13 protein-coding genes are annotated in these 15,145 nt (G+C 59.4%); 8 read left to right on the forward strand and 5 right to left on the reverse strand.

Features of this window, described 5'->3' with window-relative positions:
- Window positions 1-136 precede the first annotated feature (136 nt).
- Window positions 137-1,558: an NAD(P)/FAD-dependent oxidoreductase gene (locus tag CRD18_RS04740; protein ID WP_048734034.1), complete on the forward strand. Its 1,422-nt coding sequence runs from the start codon at window positions 137-139 to the stop codon at window positions 1,556-1,558.
- A gap of 92 nt (window positions 1,559-1,650) precedes the next feature.
- Here the strand turns inward: CRD18_RS04740 and CRD18_RS04745 are convergent, their stop codons facing one another.
- Window positions 1,651-2,214, reverse strand: coding sequence for a PaaI family thioesterase (locus CRD18_RS04745; protein ID WP_224433479.1), 564 nt, complete (start codon window positions 2,212-2,214; stop codon window positions 1,651-1,653).
- A 105-nt stretch (window positions 2,215-2,319) separates the two neighbouring features.
- Between CRD18_RS04745 and gndA the strand changes: the two genes are divergently transcribed.
- The 7 genes from gndA to CRD18_RS04780 all read left to right on the forward strand — a co-directional run bounded on the left by gndA (window position 2,320) and on the right by CRD18_RS04780 (window position 12,057).
- On the forward strand, window positions 2,320-3,771 hold the full coding sequence (gene gndA / locus CRD18_RS04750; protein ID WP_049170491.1) for an NADP-dependent phosphogluconate dehydrogenase: 1,452 nt from the start codon (window positions 2,320-2,322) through the stop codon (window positions 3,769-3,771).
- Between the two features lie 47 nt (window positions 3,772-3,818).
- Window positions 3,819-5,432, forward strand: a complete 1,614-nt coding sequence (locus tag CRD18_RS04755) for a bifunctional hydroxymethylpyrimidine kinase/phosphomethylpyrimidine kinase (RefSeq protein WP_049193543.1) — start codon at window positions 3,819-3,821, stop codon at window positions 5,430-5,432.
- A gap of 80 nt (window positions 5,433-5,512) precedes the next feature.
- Window positions 5,513-6,847, forward strand: a complete 1,335-nt coding sequence (locus CRD18_RS04760; RefSeq protein WP_242458673.1) for a DEAD/DEAH box helicase — start codon at window positions 5,513-5,515, stop codon at window positions 6,845-6,847.
- A gap of 3 nt (window positions 6,848-6,850) precedes the next feature.
- Entirely contained in the window at window positions 6,851-8,236 is a 1,386-nt protein-coding gene (locus CRD18_RS04765) for a hemolysin family protein (RefSeq protein ID WP_016422831.1), read from the forward strand.
- A complete protein-coding gene (locus CRD18_RS04770) occupies window positions 8,233-9,447 on the forward strand; it encodes a hemolysin family protein (RefSeq protein ID WP_187406530.1) in 1,215 nt (404 codons plus the stop codon). The genes CRD18_RS04765 and CRD18_RS04770 overlap by 4 nt, the downstream gene beginning before the upstream one ends.
- Window positions 9,444-10,361 (forward strand): hypothetical protein, encoded by a 918-nt coding sequence (locus tag CRD18_RS04775; RefSeq protein ID WP_049193549.1) that lies wholly within the window; start codon window positions 9,444-9,446, stop codon window positions 10,359-10,361. Before CRD18_RS04770 ends, CRD18_RS04775 begins: the two co-directional genes overlap by 4 nt.
- A 97-nt stretch (window positions 10,362-10,458) precedes the next feature.
- Window positions 10,459-12,057 carry a hypothetical protein gene (locus tag CRD18_RS04780; protein ID WP_049193551.1) on the forward strand — a complete coding sequence of 533 codons (1,599 nt, stop codon included), beginning with the start codon at window positions 10,459-10,461 and terminating at the stop codon, window positions 12,055-12,057.
- A gap of 163 nt (window positions 12,058-12,220) precedes the next feature.
- Here the strand turns inward: CRD18_RS04780 and CRD18_RS04785 are convergent, their stop codons facing one another.
- The 4 genes from CRD18_RS04785 to odhI form a co-directional block, all read right to left on the reverse strand.
- Window positions 12,221-12,724 (reverse strand): MerR family transcriptional regulator, encoded by a 504-nt coding sequence (locus CRD18_RS04785; RefSeq protein WP_172620271.1) that lies wholly within the window; start codon window positions 12,722-12,724, stop codon window positions 12,221-12,223.
- A gap of 388 nt (window positions 12,725-13,112) precedes the next feature.
- Window positions 13,113-13,712: a bifunctional nuclease family protein gene (locus CRD18_RS04790; RefSeq protein WP_049193553.1), complete on the reverse strand. Its 600-nt coding sequence runs from the start codon at window positions 13,710-13,712 to the stop codon at window positions 13,113-13,115.
- Between the two features lie 45 nt (window positions 13,713-13,757).
- Window positions 13,758-14,516 carry a MerR family transcriptional regulator gene (locus tag CRD18_RS04795; RefSeq protein ID WP_038625552.1) on the reverse strand — a complete coding sequence of 253 codons (759 nt, stop codon included), beginning with the start codon at window positions 14,514-14,516 and terminating at the stop codon, window positions 13,758-13,760.
- 73 nt (window positions 14,517-14,589) lie between these two features.
- A complete protein-coding gene (gene odhI, locus CRD18_RS04800; protein ID WP_038625554.1) occupies window positions 14,590-15,015 on the reverse strand; it encodes an oxoglutarate dehydrogenase inhibitor Odhl in 426 nt (141 codons plus the stop codon).
- Window positions 15,016-15,145: the final 130 nt, after the last annotated feature.

The raw sequence follows: 15,145 nt of genomic DNA on the forward strand, positions 1-15,145 counted from the left end.
TGAGTTTGCTCTCGAAGCCTACCGCGCAGGGCCCCAGAATAGGCGGTGGCGCACCGAGAGGATTACTATTGTGGCTTGCCGGCTAAAAGCCGAATCTAAAACTTCGAGAACTTTCAAGTCTGTGAGGAGAAAATACATGACCGAGACTCCGTACCGCCCGCACTCCGGACGCCCGCACGTGGTCGTCATCGGTTCGGGTTTCGGTGGCTTGTTCGCGGCGAAGAAGTTGCAGGGCGCCGAGGTCGACGTCACTCTCATCGACCGCACTAACCACCACCTGTTCCAGCCACTGCTCTACCAGGTAGCAACGGGCATCCTGTCCTCGGGCGAAATCGCTCCGTCCACTCGTACAATCTTCGACGGTGTTCAGAACGTTCGTGTTGTCAAGGGCGATGTCACCGACATCGACGTCGAAAAGCAGGTTGTGACTTCGGAACTGGGTCACCAGACTTCCAAGTGGGAATACGACCACCTCCTGGTTGCCGCTGGCGCTGGCCAGTCCTACTTCGGCAATGATCACTTTGCCGAGTTTGCTCCGGGCATGAAGAACATCGACGACGCACTCGAAATCCGTGCCCGCATCATCGGCGCGTTTGAGCGCGCCGAGCTGACCGACGATCCGGCTGAGCGCGAGCGCCTGCTGACCTTCGTTGTTGTCGGCGCTGGTCCGACTGGTGTTGAGCTTGCTGGCCAGCTGGCCGAGCTGGCTAACCGCACCCTCGCATCGTCCTACCGCAGCTACAACCCGCACGCTGCACGCGTCGTCCTGCTCGACGGCGCACCGCAGGTTCTGCCGCCGTTTGGCAAGCGTCTGGGCCGCAAGGCTCAGAAGTCCCTGGAGAAGATGGGCGTCATCGTCAAGCTGGGCGCGATGGTGACTGACGTCAATGAAGAGGGAGTCACCTACAAGAACATGAAGGATGGAACCGAGGAGTTCATCCCGTCGTTCTGCAAGATTTGGTCCGCCGGCGTGTCCGCTTCCCCGCTGGGCAAGATGATTGCCGAGCAGACTGGCGCCGAGACCGACCGCGCTGGCCGTGTCGTTGTCAACGAGGACATGACAGCTGGTGACTACAAGAACGTCTACGTCGTGGGCGACATGTCCAACCGCGAGAACCTGCCGGGTGTTGCTCAGGTTGCTATTCAGGGTGGCGAGTACGTCGCCGCCAACATTGCAGCTGAGGCCGACGGCCGCGACGTCGCTGAGCGTCAGCCGTTCGAGTACTTCGATAAGGGCTCCATGGCAACCGTCTCCCGCTTCTCCGCAGTGGTGAAGATGGGCAAGGTTGAGGTCACCGGCTTCATCGGCTGGATTCTGTGGCTGGCCGTCCACCTGATGTTCCTGGTGGGCTTCCGCAACCGCCTCGTCTCCTGCGTCAGCTGGGGCCTGAACGTCCTGGACCGCAACCGTTGGCAGATGGTTTCCACCCGCCAGCAGATGTACGCACGCAACGCCATCGACCGCCTGGCCGAGTTCAACAAGGACAAGGCTGAGCAGGATCTGCCGCTGGAGGTTCGCGACACTCGCCGCGAGCACCGCGCAAAAAGGAACAAGTAGTTAACTTGCAGGTGGCCAGATTAGAAAACAGCTAATCACGACAAGCCACCTGCGAGCTTCCTACCAGGCCCGTTACCACCTATAACGATTTGCTACAGCGGCTTGTCGAGTACCGCAATTCGTAGGTTGGTGCGGGCCAGCAGTTTTTCATCTGCCTTGCGGGTGTGCTCAATACGCCACAGTTGCATGGTGCGCCCCAGGTACTCTGGCTCCGCCGTGGTAACGATTACCTCGCCAGCTCGGGCGGAGCGGTAAAAATCGGTGTTATTGTTCACACCGACGACCGGCTTCTTCGCACCGCAGGCAACGAAACCAGCAATAGAGCCAGCAGTCTCACCTAGCGAGCAATAAACACCGCCATTGGCTAGGCCCCACGGTTGCAGGTGGTCGGGCCCGACCTCGAGCTCCATCTGAATTCGCTCCGGCCCGACATGGACAAACTTCGTGCCCAGCAAGGTATCTAGACCGCCGATTCCGTTATCGCCCAAGGTGCTGTTAAAAACAGCCAGCTCCTCATCGCTCAGCGCTTCCTGGCTAGCCTTCGTCGCCAGTGTCATATAATCGCGCAGCGCCTTCCTCTTCGCCTGCTCGGCGACGGAAGCTGCAGAGTTAGAGTCCTGTGAACTGCCATTATTCGCAATAGTCTCGTCAGTCATGCCAAACATTGTGCCAGCGCACGCCATCACTCGTGGCAGTTTCAACGTTAAAAGCAGTAACAATTTCTGAGTCCCAGATACAACGAACCCCGGCCAGGCTTTAAGATGGTGGGCATGACCGATAACAATGAACTCGCACAAATTGGTGTCGTCGGGCTCGCCGTCATGGGCTCGAATATCGCACGCAACTTCGCCCACAAGGGACACACCGTTGCCGTGTACAACCGCAGTCCGGAGAAAACTCGCACCCTCATCGCTGAACACGGTGATGAAGGCTCATTCATCCCGTCCGAGACCATTGAAGAGTTCGTCGCTTCGCTGGAGCGCCCGCGTCGCGCTCTGATCATGGTTCAGGCAGGTGCCGCTACTGATGCGGTCATCGATCAGCTTGCCGACGTGATGGAGCCCGGCGACATCATCATTGATGGCGGTAACTCTCTTTACACGGACACCATCCGTCGCGAGAAGGCTATTCGCGCCCGTGGCCTGCACTACGTTGGCACTGGTATTTCCGGTGGTGAAGAAGGTGCTCTGACTGGCCCATCCATTATGCCGGGTGGAACGAAGGAGTCCTACGAGTCCCTCGGCCCGCTGCTGGAGTCCATCTCCGCACACGTTGATGGCGTTCCGTGCTGTACTCACATTTCCTCCGATGGCGCTGGCCACTTTGTAAAGATGGTCCACAACGGCATCGAGTACGCGGATATGCAGGTCATTGGCGAGGCCTACCACCTGCTGCGTGAGGCCGCTGGCCTCACCCCTGCCGAGATTGCAGATATCTTCCGCGAGTGGAATAAGGGCGACCTGGACTCCTACCTGGTCGAGATTACCGCTGAGGTTCTCTCTCAGGTCGATGAGAAGACAGGCAAGCCGCTGGTGGATGTCATCGTTGATGCTGCTGGTCAGAAGGGTACCGGCCGTTGGACGGTCAAGGCCGCTTTGGACTTGGGCATTCCAGTAACTGGTATTGGCGAGGCCGTGTTCGCTCGCGCCCTGTCGTCTTCCCTTGCTCAGCGTGAGGCTGCCCGCAACCTGCCGTCGGGAAGCCTGGCTAAGGCACCGGAAGATCGCGATGCTTTTGTGGAGCGCGTCCGTAAGGCGCTCTACGCTTCCAAGATCGTTGCCTACTCGCAGGGCTTCGATGAGATTAACGCTGGTGCCAAGGAGTACGGCTGGGAGATTGACCGCGGTGCGCTGGCGACCATCTGGCGTGGTGGCTGCATCATCCGCGCACAGTTCCTGAACCGCATCAAGGAAGCGTACGACCGCAATCCGGAGCTGCCGGCGCTGGTACTCGACGAGTACTTCCGTGACCAGGTCACCGAGTGCCTCGACGCGTGGCGCGACGTTGTCGTCACTGCAGCACAGATGGGTATCCCGGCTCCGGTGTTCTCCTCTTCGCTGGCTTACTACGACGGCCTGCGTGCGGAGCGTCTGCCGGCAGCACTGGTTCAGGGGCAGCGTGACTACTTCGGTGCGCACACTTACCAGCGTGTTGACCGCGAGGGTGCTTTCCACACCCTCTGGTCTGGCGACCGCTCCGAGGTTGAAGCGTAGTCTTGAAGTCTGTCGCTTCACGCTCTTGAAGTTAAAAGGGGTCTGAGATGCCATTTCCCAAGAAGGCAAAGCCTGATTTTGTGCCACGAGTTCTTTCCATCGCCGGCACAGACCCAACAGGTGGCGCTGGGCTCCATGCCGATTTAAAATCAATCGCCGCCGCCGGTGGTTATGGCATGGGCGTGGTCACCGCTTTGGTATCTCAGAACACCGTGGGCGTTCGTGCCGTCCACACCCCACCTGTTGACTTCCTCGTCGAGCAGCTGGCTGCTGTAACTGAGGATGTCACCATCGACGCGGTGAAGATTGGCATGTTGGGTTCACGCGAACTCACGCAGGCCGTCACCAACTGGGTTCGGGAGACCAAGCCAGCCGTGGTTGTTCTCGATCCGGTTATGGTCGCCACCTCTGGCGACCGTCTGCTTGACGAAGATGCCATGGACGCAATGCGTGACTTGGTCGCGGAAGCCACCGTCATCACGCCGAATGTTCCCGAACTGGCATTGCTTGCCGACGCCCCGGAGGCCAGCGACTTCACTGAGCTGATTGAGCAGGCGCTGGAGTTCGCGAGCAAGAACGATGTCATCGTGATTGCAAAGACTGGTCACTTAAGTGATGAGGAAGCCGGCAATGCCGTGGCCTTCCCCGATGGCCAGGTTTTCTTCAGCTCTTCTCCCCGCATTCACACTGAGAACACCCATGGCACGGGTTGTTCGCTGTCCGCAGCTCTTGCCACACGGATTGGTGGGGGCTCTGCGATTAATGATGCCCTGCGCTGGACTACGCGCTGGCTCAGCGAGTCCATTCGTTTCGCGGATAACCTCAACGTCGGCCAGGGGCACGGCCCCATTGACCACGGCCACAGGGCTCGTCGCCTGGAAAAGGTCGCGCTTCGCCGAATGCAACCAGTGCATCTGAACTCTAGTTTTTACCCGGCGGCCATCGAAGGCACTGATACTGAGCAGACGCCGAAGGAGCTGGAATCTTTCTTCGGCCACTCACTCCAGATTGCGCCGGCGGGCCCCTTTACTTCCCAGCTGTGGCGGGACATCGAGGACATCGTTGCCGAGATTGGCGGAATGTTCAGCGTCCCCACGATGCTCCGCGGCGACCTTTCCTCGGACGAAACCAACTTCTTCGTAGCGCAAGAGGCCTGGTACTTGCACCAAGTTTTCCCAGTCCTGTCGCATCTGGCAACCAAAGCACCCTGCGCTAAGGAACAGGTTCTGTGGTCGTCACTCGCACAGGAAGCCCTGGTGCGTGCGTTGGAATTGAGCAATAACGCGCTGGAAGAGACTTCTTCGGCGCTCGAGGACATCGAGCCGACAACCATCACGCAGCTTTTGCTGGACGTGCATTCTTCCTGTAGCGCTTTCAACCCATATCGGGTCGCCGTAACCAGTATCGTCGCCGAAATGTGGATTGCAACCGAGCTGACTCTGCAAGGAAAATCGCTGGTTGATGGGGATTCCGCGATCGCGAACTGGGTGGAGGTGTATTCCGACCCCGAGTATGTTGACAGTGTTCAGCAGGCTCTCGAGGTCCTTGAAAAGAATATGTCCACGGCCAGCGATGCGGAGCTCAAATCCATCCGCAACATCTTCCGTCGAGCCGCCATTCTTGAGCGCGAGGCCTATGCGCAACCGGGTCGCGGTTGGTAAATGTCATGGGACGGTAGTTTTCAAGCTCACCGGACGTGCCTATTGCATGGCTGTCCGGGGATAGCGGTATTCTAACAAGCATGCCCCCTCCTGCTGAGTCCAGTGATTTCAGACAGTTGGGCACGCCGGAAGCGATTGTGAGTATTCTGCGTGCCCAGCACATAACTTCGCCTACCGCCGTGCAGGTGGCGACTTTGCCAGATGCTTTCGCTGGCAAGGACGTTCTCGCACAGGCCCCCACAGGCTCGGGCAAAACGCTCGCATTCGGCATTCCGCTGGTCGCGTTACTCAATAACGCCTCTCCAGCGCTTCCCGGTTACCCGCGCGCGCTCATTATTTCGCCAACGCGCGAACTCGCAGATCAGATTGCTGATGTCCTGGCTGACATCGGTGCCGCTGCAGGTCTGCGTGTCTTGAGCTTGGTCGGCGGTGACTCCGTGGCCAAGCAGCAGACTCTGCTCGCGGCACCAGTCGATATCGCTGTGGTCACACCGGGTCGCGCACACGATTTGCGCCGCCGCGGTCTCCTCAGCCTTGAGCACGTCCTCGCTGTTGTCGTTGACGAAGCGGACATGCTCGCTGACATGGGCTTTCTGCCCGATGTTCTGGGCCTGGTCCGTGCGTGCCCGAAGTCGGCACAGCGCATGGTTTTTTCCGCCACGATTAACGACGACGCCGCGGGGCTTATTCGCGATCGTCGCGCAAGTAGCACTGAAGTTGCGAAGCACAAGGTCACTGCCTCCCGGTTGACCATGCGCAATATGCGGCATCTGTTACTTCGGGTGGAGGACAACAACGAAGCCGACGAAGTGGTCGCCTGGATTGCCTCCCGCAAGGATCAGTGCGTCATCTTCGCCAACTCTAAGGCGCGTGTCGTGCAGCTGGCTAAGTTTCTACAGTTCTATGACATCAAGTTAGGTTTCCTCCACGGCGATCGTGGCCAGGCAACTCGCCGCGCGGTCCTCAAGGCCTTTGCCGAGGGTGAAATCAATGTCCTCGTCACCACGGATGTGGCCGCTCGTGGCATTGATATCGATGCTCTTGACTTGGTTGTGCACGCGGATCCGCCAAGGGATTCCGCGACGTATATTCACCGCTCTGGTCGGACGGCTCGTGCAGGTGCTTCCGGCACGGTAGCGATGATTGTGCGTGACCGCCAGGTTGATCAGGCCCGCGAGCTGCTGGCAGGGGCCGGCGTTGAAGCTGAAGAGCTGCGCGCCGCTCCGGGACTGCCGCGATTTGTCAAGGAACTGGGCGCACGGCGTCCGCGCCGGGCTCGTCAAGATCAGAGCCAATCGGCAGGCGGTGCTGGTGGTGCCGGTTACCGCGGGCGCGGCGGTTCGTCGGCAAGCGGAAAGAATCGTGCTGGCGGTCGCGTACACCGCCCCAAGCGAGGGAAAAAGAAGAAGAGATAATCAGTGGATATTGTTCTCAATATTGTCGCGGTTGTCGGCTTTATCGCGCTAACCGCTGGCACCGGCCTCTTTGTGGCGTTTGAATTCGCGCTGACGGGACTGGAGCGGTCTACGATTGACGCCGACCGCGCCCGTTCAGCGGATGCACCTGCTGAGGCCGTTCACAAGGCGCATAATCGACTGTCCTTCCACCTCTCCGGTGCACAGCTGGGCATTACGTTGACGACACTGGCAACTGGTTTCCTCGCGGAACCGGTGCTGGCGCAGTACTTCACGCCGATGTTGCATTGGATGGGGCTCAGCGAGTCTGCAGCGGGACCGACCGCGCTGATTCTTGCGCTCATTGTGGCCACGATGTTGTCAATGGTCTATGGCGAGTTGGTGCCAAAGAATGTCGCGATTACAGAGCCGTTGGCAGTAGCGCGAGTTACGGCTCGTCCGGTGATGGCGTTTAACTGGGTGTTCCATTACTTCATCCATTCGCTGAATGCCACGGCGAACTGGCTGGTGCGCAAGCTCGGTATTGAACCGGCGGATGAGTTGGCTTCGGCGCGTTCCCCGCAGGAGCTGGAAGCACTGGTACGTAATTCTGCGGAGCAGGGTGCATTGGATGAGTCGAAGGCCGCTGTACTCGAGTCGTCGTTACGCTTTGGCGAAACGACGGCGGAGGACCTAATGACGCCGCGGTCGACGATTACTTCCCTCGATGTCGATGACACGGCGCTGGATCTGCTGGCTGTCGCTATCGAATCGGGGCATTCCCGCTTCCCCATTACTGACGGGGACCTCGATGCCACTGTCGGTGTTGTCCACGTCAAGGACGCATTTGCGGTGCCTGCGGCGAAGCGCTCAACCACCACTATGCGGGAGATTGCACGGCCTGTGCCGACGCTGCCGCAGTCGCTGGACGGCGATGCCGTGCTGGAGGCCGTGCGTTCGGCCGGCTCGCAGATTGCGCTGGTCGCCGATGAGTACGGCGGCATCGCCGGCATTGTCACCATCGAGGATGTCGTCGAGGAAATTCTTGGCGAGGTCTGGGATGAGTACGACGACAAGGAGTCCGAGCAGGAAGTCAAACGCGCGATCGAAGGCTGGAACTGCTCTGGCCTTGTGCGTACCGACGAGCTGCCGACCAAGGTCGGATACTTCGCCCCAGAAGGTAGCTTCGAAACGCTCGGTGGATTGATTATGTTTGCGCTCGGTCGCATCCCGGAGGTCGGTGACGTCGTCCTGCTGCCAGAGACCGAACGCGATTTCATGGACGAGTTCGAATCGGGTATCGCCGGACGCTGGTACGCCCGCATTCTGGCGATGGATGACCGCCGCGTGGACCGTGCAATTTTGATTCCTGTGACCAACGAACGCGCTAAGGAGATGTTCAACCTATGAGTGACTGGTTTGGAATCCTCCTGACTTTCTTCTTGTTGTTGGTCAACGCGTTTTTCGTGGGCGCGGAGTTCTCACTTATTGCTGCGCGCCGTGACCGTTTGGAAGCGCTGCTGGCTCAGGGAAAGAAGCGCGCACGCACAGTTATCAATGCTTCTGAGCACCTGTCGATGATGCTCGCCGCCGCACAGCTGGGCATCACCATTGCCTCGCTACTGCTGGGTAAGGTCTCTGAGCCGGCGCTGGCACATCTGCTGGAAGCTCCCTTCCAGGCGATGGGTATTCCGGAGTCGCTGCTGCACCCGCTGAGCTTTGCCATCGCATTGATGCTGGTGTCAGTGCTGCACATCATGCTCGGTGAGATGGTGCCGAAGAATATCGCGCTGGCAGGACCGGAAACGATGGCCATGCTGCTTATTCCGGTTCATATGGTCTTCTACCGTCTGACCAAGCCGCTGTTGCTGCTGTTTAACTGGATGGCTCGCCATACGCTTAAGCTGTTCGGCATTGAGCAGCACGATGAGCTCGACACCACTGTCGATTCCACTGAGTTGGCATCGATGATTGCGGAGTCTCGTCAAGAGGGGCTCCTTGACAGCGAGGAGCACGTCCGCCTTCGTCGCACACTGGCTTCGGCCACGCGCACCATTGAGGAGGTACTGATTCCGCACGAGCAGATTCGGCGCCTCCCCACCGCACCGACTGTGGGCGATCTAGAGACGGCGGTCACCGAAACTGGTTTCTCCCGGTTCCCCGTCGCTGCGGCCAACAATGAGCCCAACGAGTACCGCGGCTATGTTCACGTGAAAGATGTCCTCGACCGCGTCATGGATCCTGCCTCCGGCCCAGAGACAGCCATCCCCGATGACGAGATTCGCCCGATGATCGAGATTCCGATCGATGCCACGCTGGATGAGGGATTGCGCATCATGCGCCGCTACAGCGCCCACATGGCAGTGGCTGTACGCGCTCGCATGCCAAAGCCGCACCTGCGCGCAAACGCCCCGGCAAGCATCGCTCCGAAGACCGGTGCTTTCTCCGGCGCGGAGCAGATCGGCATCGTGGCTCTGGAGGACCTCATCGAGGAGCAGGTCGGTGTCGTGCGCGACTGGACCCACGAGGTCTCCCCGCGTCGCAGCGGTGCGCCAAAGCAGCACTCGACCGTGAACCAGCCCCGGACCCGACCGGGCAGCACGCAGGGACGCCAGCAGTGACGCCTACGCCCGATTCGTCTTTCGATTGGCGTGAAGCCAAAGCAAGGCATATCGCCCGCGTCGATGTCCTGACCCGCGACCACCTGTCCCGTCGCAGTCGCGGCCAGCGCCACCCGGTCTGGGACTTCATCTTCGAGTACTACCCCGTTAAACCCGGCCAACTCCGCCGCTGGTCACCGGGCATCGGCGTAGATCTTCCCGGTGCGACGGCCAAGGACATCAGTCACCTGAAGTTCTTTACCCTCGACACGGACGACACTACCGATAGCCCTGCCTGCAAGGAGCCCACCGATACCGCCTCGGGGACGGCGCGTATGGATGTTTCGGCGTACGTCGATAAGCGAGGTAAGACGGTGGCGTACATCGGCCATCTGTTGCGTTCGACGCGCGCGAATCCGGCGCACTTTGACTGCTTTGGCCTGCATGAATGGGCGATGGTGTATCGCCAGCCGGAGCATCGTCATCCGGAGCCACTGCGGCTGGGTCAGGCAGGCACGGACGAGGTCGTCGAGGCCCACACGGTTCGATGTACGCACTTCGACGCCTTCCGTTTCTTCACGCCCGACGCCGTGCCGCTCAACGAGTTTGCCCCGACGCGCGAGACACAGCCGCACTGTGAGCAGATGGGGTGTCTGCACGCCAACATGGACTTGTATAAATGGGCGACCAAGCTCGGCGAGGCGGTCCCCGGCGACCTGTGGCTGGATACTTTCGAGCTCGCGTGCAGTGCCCGTGAGTTGGATATGCGCGCCGCTCCCTACGATCTGCGGGATTGGGGTTTTGCGCCTATTCGCATCGAAACTCCCGAAGGCAAGGCCGAGTACGTCCGCCGCCAGCGTGAGCTCAGCGCGCGTGCCGATGTTCTGCGCGGCCGTCTTCTCGAAGTGGTAGATGTCGCATTGTCCACGCAGTAAAGTTGACAGGAGTTACGTGCGCGTTTGTGCTTTACGACGAGGTCTGCTGCGAGTCGACAGTGCCGAGCACACTCAGCATAGAAAGGGCTAGAACGACATGGGACGACACGCCTCGGGTGAGAACAACTATCGAGTGGCTAAGGGGCCTTTTATTGCCGTCTTGGTCGTAATTGTTCTGGTCGCTGCGGTTTTTGCCTGGGTTAATCTGCGCAAGAGCAACGATTCGTCGATTGATGCTGACCGTGCACGGTGCACGAAGGGTGACCTGACGCTGGTGGTGACCGCCGATCCTGCTGCGGTGGGCTCGGCACAGAAGCTTGTGCAGGACTACGGCGAGTCGAATCCCGTGGTGAGGGACTTCTGTGTGCGGCCACAGATTACGGTGGCGGGCTCGCAGGAGGTTGTGAACGCCCTGACTAAGGCTGGTGGCACTGAAGCTGGTGAGGGAGCTCCGGAGGACCCCGCTGCGGGTGAAGCCGGTACTGGAATTATGACTCCGGGAGTCTGGATTCCCGCCGATATCTCTTTCGTAGACCGGGCGAAGAACTCAGACAAGGTCAAGGTCAACAACCCCAAGACGTGGTTGCCGCCGATTGCCAGCGGCGTGGCCTTCACAACCAATCGTGCTGACCAGCTGAACAACGCCACCTGGGAAGAGCTTGCAGGATTGCGCGTAGCCGCCCCCGGTGGCTCCGACGCGGCACTGTCGGCCGTGATTAGTGCTCGACTTGGCGGTGGCCCGGACGTCGCTCGCGAACGCGCGGGCTTGGGTGAGGTCTACACCTCCAATACTCTGCTGACCATGCTCAGCCAGAGTGTCGCTGACTTCGACGGCGTGGCCGCGACCCAGCCCATGCTGCAGATGGCCGGCGAGGGGCTGAAGCTGGTCTCCCCTGCGGATGCACCCCAGTTGCACGCGCCAGTTGTCACCTTTGGCTCCGGCGGCAAGATCGACGAGAACACGGCTCGTGCGGCCGAGGACTTCCGAAACTTCGCAGCAGATCACGGCGCCGACGGCGAAGCTGCTGAGAGCACTTTCAGCCCTGAAGTAGCAGAGAACTTTGGAGTGCTCTCGCAGATTCAGACGGATTCTTTTGCGCTGCCGCCAGCACTGGAGCAGCCGGACGCGCAACAGCCCGCAACTGCGGTGGGTTCGGCGCTCCTGCTCGCTGACACCTCCGAGGGCGTCGATGTTGGGGCGCTGTCTACGGCACTTTCCGGCGCTATCGATGCGGCACCTGGTGGCCGCTACGGCCTGTGGACATTCGCACCTGAGGTGAACCGCCTCGCGGAACTTCCCGCGCCCGATGACGAGGCCAACAACGGCGCGGACGCCGTAAAGGGGTCACTGGCCGAACTTCCGGCTGGTGGTGAGGCACAGTTCTGGCCAGCGCTTATCGATGCCTACCAGGCCGCCCGCGACACCTACTCCCCTGACAAGCCGAACCGTCTCGTCGTGCTCACCTCTGGTCGCGATGCCTCGGGCGCCGATGCCGCCGAGTCTGTCGAGAGGATTAAGGAACTCATTAGCCCGGACCGCCCGGTAACGATTGAGGTCATCGTGCTTCCCGACGGCGACAGCTCCAGCCCCGAGCTGCAGGAAGTGGCAAATATGACCACTGGCTCTCTGCGCATTGCGGCTGACTACGGCGATGGCCTGGCCTCTCAGTTGGCTGCGGCTATCGGTACGGAGTAAGTAGAAAAAACCGCCTCCATCTGGTCCAACCTCGGGAGAGGAAAAACGGAACCAGTTGTGGAAGGCGGTTTTCGTTTAGTTTGTTTCGGCTATTTGAACGGAGGCCATAGCAGCGACGCCGCTGTCCAGCCGTATCGTTGGCGGTTACCGTATCTGTTGGCGGTTAGGAGATGCGGCGGCGACGACGCTCAGCCAGCTCGTCGATGCCAGTACCTGGGTTCTCCTGAGTACCGTCAATACGCTCGGACGGGAAGGAGGCGATGGTGCCAGTCAGTTCCTTCATAATGCCCGGGACAGCAATGCCGAACACTCCCTGGCCACCGTTGAGCAGGTCGATGACCTCTTCATTGGAGCGGCACTGGTAGACGGTGCGACCGTCGGAAACCAGCGTGATGGTAGCCAGGTCATCGACGCCGAGGTCGCGCAGGCGATCGACAGCCAGACGGATATTCTGCAGGGAAATACCGGTGTCCAGCAGACCGCGAACAATCTTCAAAACGAGGATGTCGCGGAAGGAGTACAGACGCTGGGTACCCGAGCCCTTAGCGGTACGGATAGAAGGCTCCACCAGCTTGGTGCGTGCCCAGTAGTCCAGCTGGCGGTAAGAAATGCCCGCTACCTGACATGCGATAGGAACGCGGTAGCCAACCTGCTCGTCCGGTCCCATGTCGAACAGGGATTCCTGAACCGCGCGCGGCTCTTGCGAGTCAGACGCACGGAGCTCATTGTCGCCAAAGAGCGAACCGCTGTTGTCGTCGACCATATAAATTCTCCCGAGGTAGTTTCACTGCCGTTATTTATCTTTCGCCAAGGTTAATCGGCTGTCAATACATCACAGGACGACACGCCGAATCTCTAAACCTAAAGTTAAGGTTTAGAGTTTGGAGTCACAGTTTCCCCAGCTCAAGCACGACCCGGGAGCAAAACCGCAGGACGGGATGAAACTATAACTTACGAAAAGTTACCCCTTTTATGGGGTCATTCAGCGACACGCCGGAGGAAATAAGCGTCACAACTACCTCAAAAGTAACCGGTTATTCACTCCAGTCACACGTTTAACGGTCGCCATCGGAAGCTGAATCGGCGCCACCGTCGGCTTCACCATCAGACTTCTTGTCCTCCGCATCACCATGCGGCTCGGCGAAGTAGTCAGCATCAATACTGTCGAGAAATTCAGCAAACTCCGACACCGATGCCTCGACAGAGTCGGTCTCCGTATCGTCGGTAAGCGAACCGCCATTGGTAGCGACAAGACGCGCCGACACCGACGTGGCGTCGAGCACATCGCGCGCAACATACAGCGGGACCTCAAGCTCGCTGGCGATAAGGATTAGGTCGGAGGGGCGCATATCAATCTCTGCGCCACCTTCGAGCACCAGGCTGGCGATGAAAACGCCCTCGTGCACGCCCGTAATCTGGCCGCGCAGGGCGCTCTGCCCCACCATGTCCAGCGTATCGACGAAGACCTCATGCATGCCTGGGCGACGCTGCGTAGCGCCGGTCTCACGGGCGGAGTACTCCGTCGCCGTCGCCAAATCAATCCAAATCGGGATAATCCGGTTAGTCTCTTCGGCATGCAGGAGCAGTACCGGATCGTCCTCAGGAGGATGCGCCATCCAGTCTAGAAACTTGACTTCTACGAGTTTTTCGTCCATAACAGCGATAATTGTAGCGAGCCGCTATTCACGCGCGACTACTGACTACTTCCCCAGATCTTTGTTGACCTGGCGCTTGACCAACGTGCCGTGCAGCGTGACCATCAGCGCGGTCATCTCACGGCCCATCTCCACAGCCTTCTGCTTGCCACTAGCCGCACGCGACTTACTCAGCGGACTAGCTGCCAGCGACACCAAATCAGCCTCACGGGTCGCAGCGGTACGCACAGTTTTGAGGTGGCGGGCATCCAGGCCGAACTCAGCCAGCTTGACTGCCGTCTCAGTGATGAGCAGGTCATCGCCGTCGAACATGTTCAGCGTATCCGGAGTAATCAGGCCGACGCGGACCAGCTCAGTGATGAACTTCTCGCTAGCGCCGGTGCGCTCTGCCAGCTCCGCCTGCGTCAGCGAGACCACTGCAGCTTCGCGGAACTGATCCGCCGTCACCAGTGGAGTAACCGAAGCCAGACCGTCGCCGCCAGCGTTGCCCGCATCAATTTCGTCGAGCTGCTCTTTAATAACCTTCAGCGGCAAGTAGTTATCGCGCTGAACGGTCAGAATGTAGCGCAGACGGTCAATGTCCGCTTGGCTGTAGCGACGATAGCCCGAGGAACTACGCGACGGGCACAGCAGCCCTTCCGACTCGAGAAAACGAATTTTGGACAGCGTTACATCAGGGAACTCAACCTTGACTTCCTTCAGCACAGCACCGATGGTCTTCTTCTTGCCCACCGAGCGTGCTTGCTTCGCAGTGCTTTCTGACGAAGCCGGCTGCGAAACCGCTGATTTGTGTACTGCTGCCACTGGTCTTTTCCGAGCCTTTACAAAAATAAGGGAGGGTTAATGCCGACAGACGTCGACACTAACCGATGTCGAATTAGTTACCGATAAGGAATACGAGGCGGAACTTACCGACCTGGACCTCGTCACCATTAGCCAGAACCGCGGAGTTCTTCGGCTCGCGGTTAACGTAGGTGCCGTTCAGCGATCCCACGTCGACAACCTCGTAAGAGTCACCGTTCTTGCGGAACTCTGCGTGGCGACGGGAAACAGTCACGTCATCGAGGAAAATGTCGCTTTCCGGGTGACGACCAGCGGTGGTGACTGCCTGATCGAGCAGGAAACGCGAACCCGCGTTTGGCCCCCGCTTGACGACCAAGAGTGCCGAGCCTGCCGGAAGTCCTTCAACACCGGAGACCGTGGAGTCCGTGTTAGAGCTGGACTCCATCTCCTTCAGCAAATCTGCACGGAAGACCGAGGTGGTCTCGACCGATGCCTCTGGCTGGCCGCTATTGCTAGTCATATCTTTCCCTCCGGGATAACCTTGGGCGATTTACTCGTTACTTTTTAGATAATAGCGCCCCAACCGATTTCATGTTGTTATCTAATCCCAACCATGTTGTGACGCAGCTCACCGACAGGGTATGTACAAC

Source organism: Corynebacterium sp. LK31 (genome assembly GCF_014335015.1).
Lineage (GTDB): Bacteria > Actinomycetota > Actinomycetes > Mycobacteriales > Mycobacteriaceae > Corynebacterium > Corynebacterium jeikeium_D.

Coding starts and splice junctions, on each gene's coding strand:
- CRD18_RS04785 (WP_172620271.1), bottom strand. CDS start 12,724: ATGGGACCGGACGAGCAGGTTGGCTACCGCGTTCCTATCGCATGTCAG.
- CRD18_RS04790 (WP_049193553.1), bottom strand. CDS start 13,712: ATGGACGAAAAACTCGTAGAAGTCAAGTTTCTAGACTGGATGGCGCAT.
- CRD18_RS04760 (WP_242458673.1), top strand. CDS start 5,513: ATGCCCCCTCCTGCTGAGTCCAGTGATTTCAGACAGTTGGGCACGCCG.
- odhI (WP_038625554.1), bottom strand. CDS start 15,015: ATGACTAGCAATAGCGGCCAGCCAGAGGCATCGGTCGAGACCACCTCG.
- CRD18_RS04740 (WP_048734034.1), top strand. CDS start 137: ATGACCGAGACTCCGTACCGCCCGCACTCCGGACGCCCGCACGTGGTC.
- CRD18_RS04770 (WP_187406530.1), top strand. CDS start 8,233: ATGAGTGACTGGTTTGGAATCCTCCTGACTTTCTTCTTGTTGTTGGTC.
- CRD18_RS04755 (WP_049193543.1), top strand. CDS start 3,819: ATGCCATTTCCCAAGAAGGCAAAGCCTGATTTTGTGCCACGAGTTCTT.
- CRD18_RS04745 (WP_224433479.1), bottom strand. CDS start 2,214: ATGACTGACGAGACTATTGCGAATAATGGCAGTTCACAGGACTCTAAC.
- gndA (WP_049170491.1), top strand. CDS start 2,320: ATGGTGGGCATGACCGATAACAATGAACTCGCACAAATTGGTGTCGTC.
- CRD18_RS04780 (WP_049193551.1), top strand. CDS start 10,459: ATGGGACGACACGCCTCGGGTGAGAACAACTATCGAGTGGCTAAGGGG.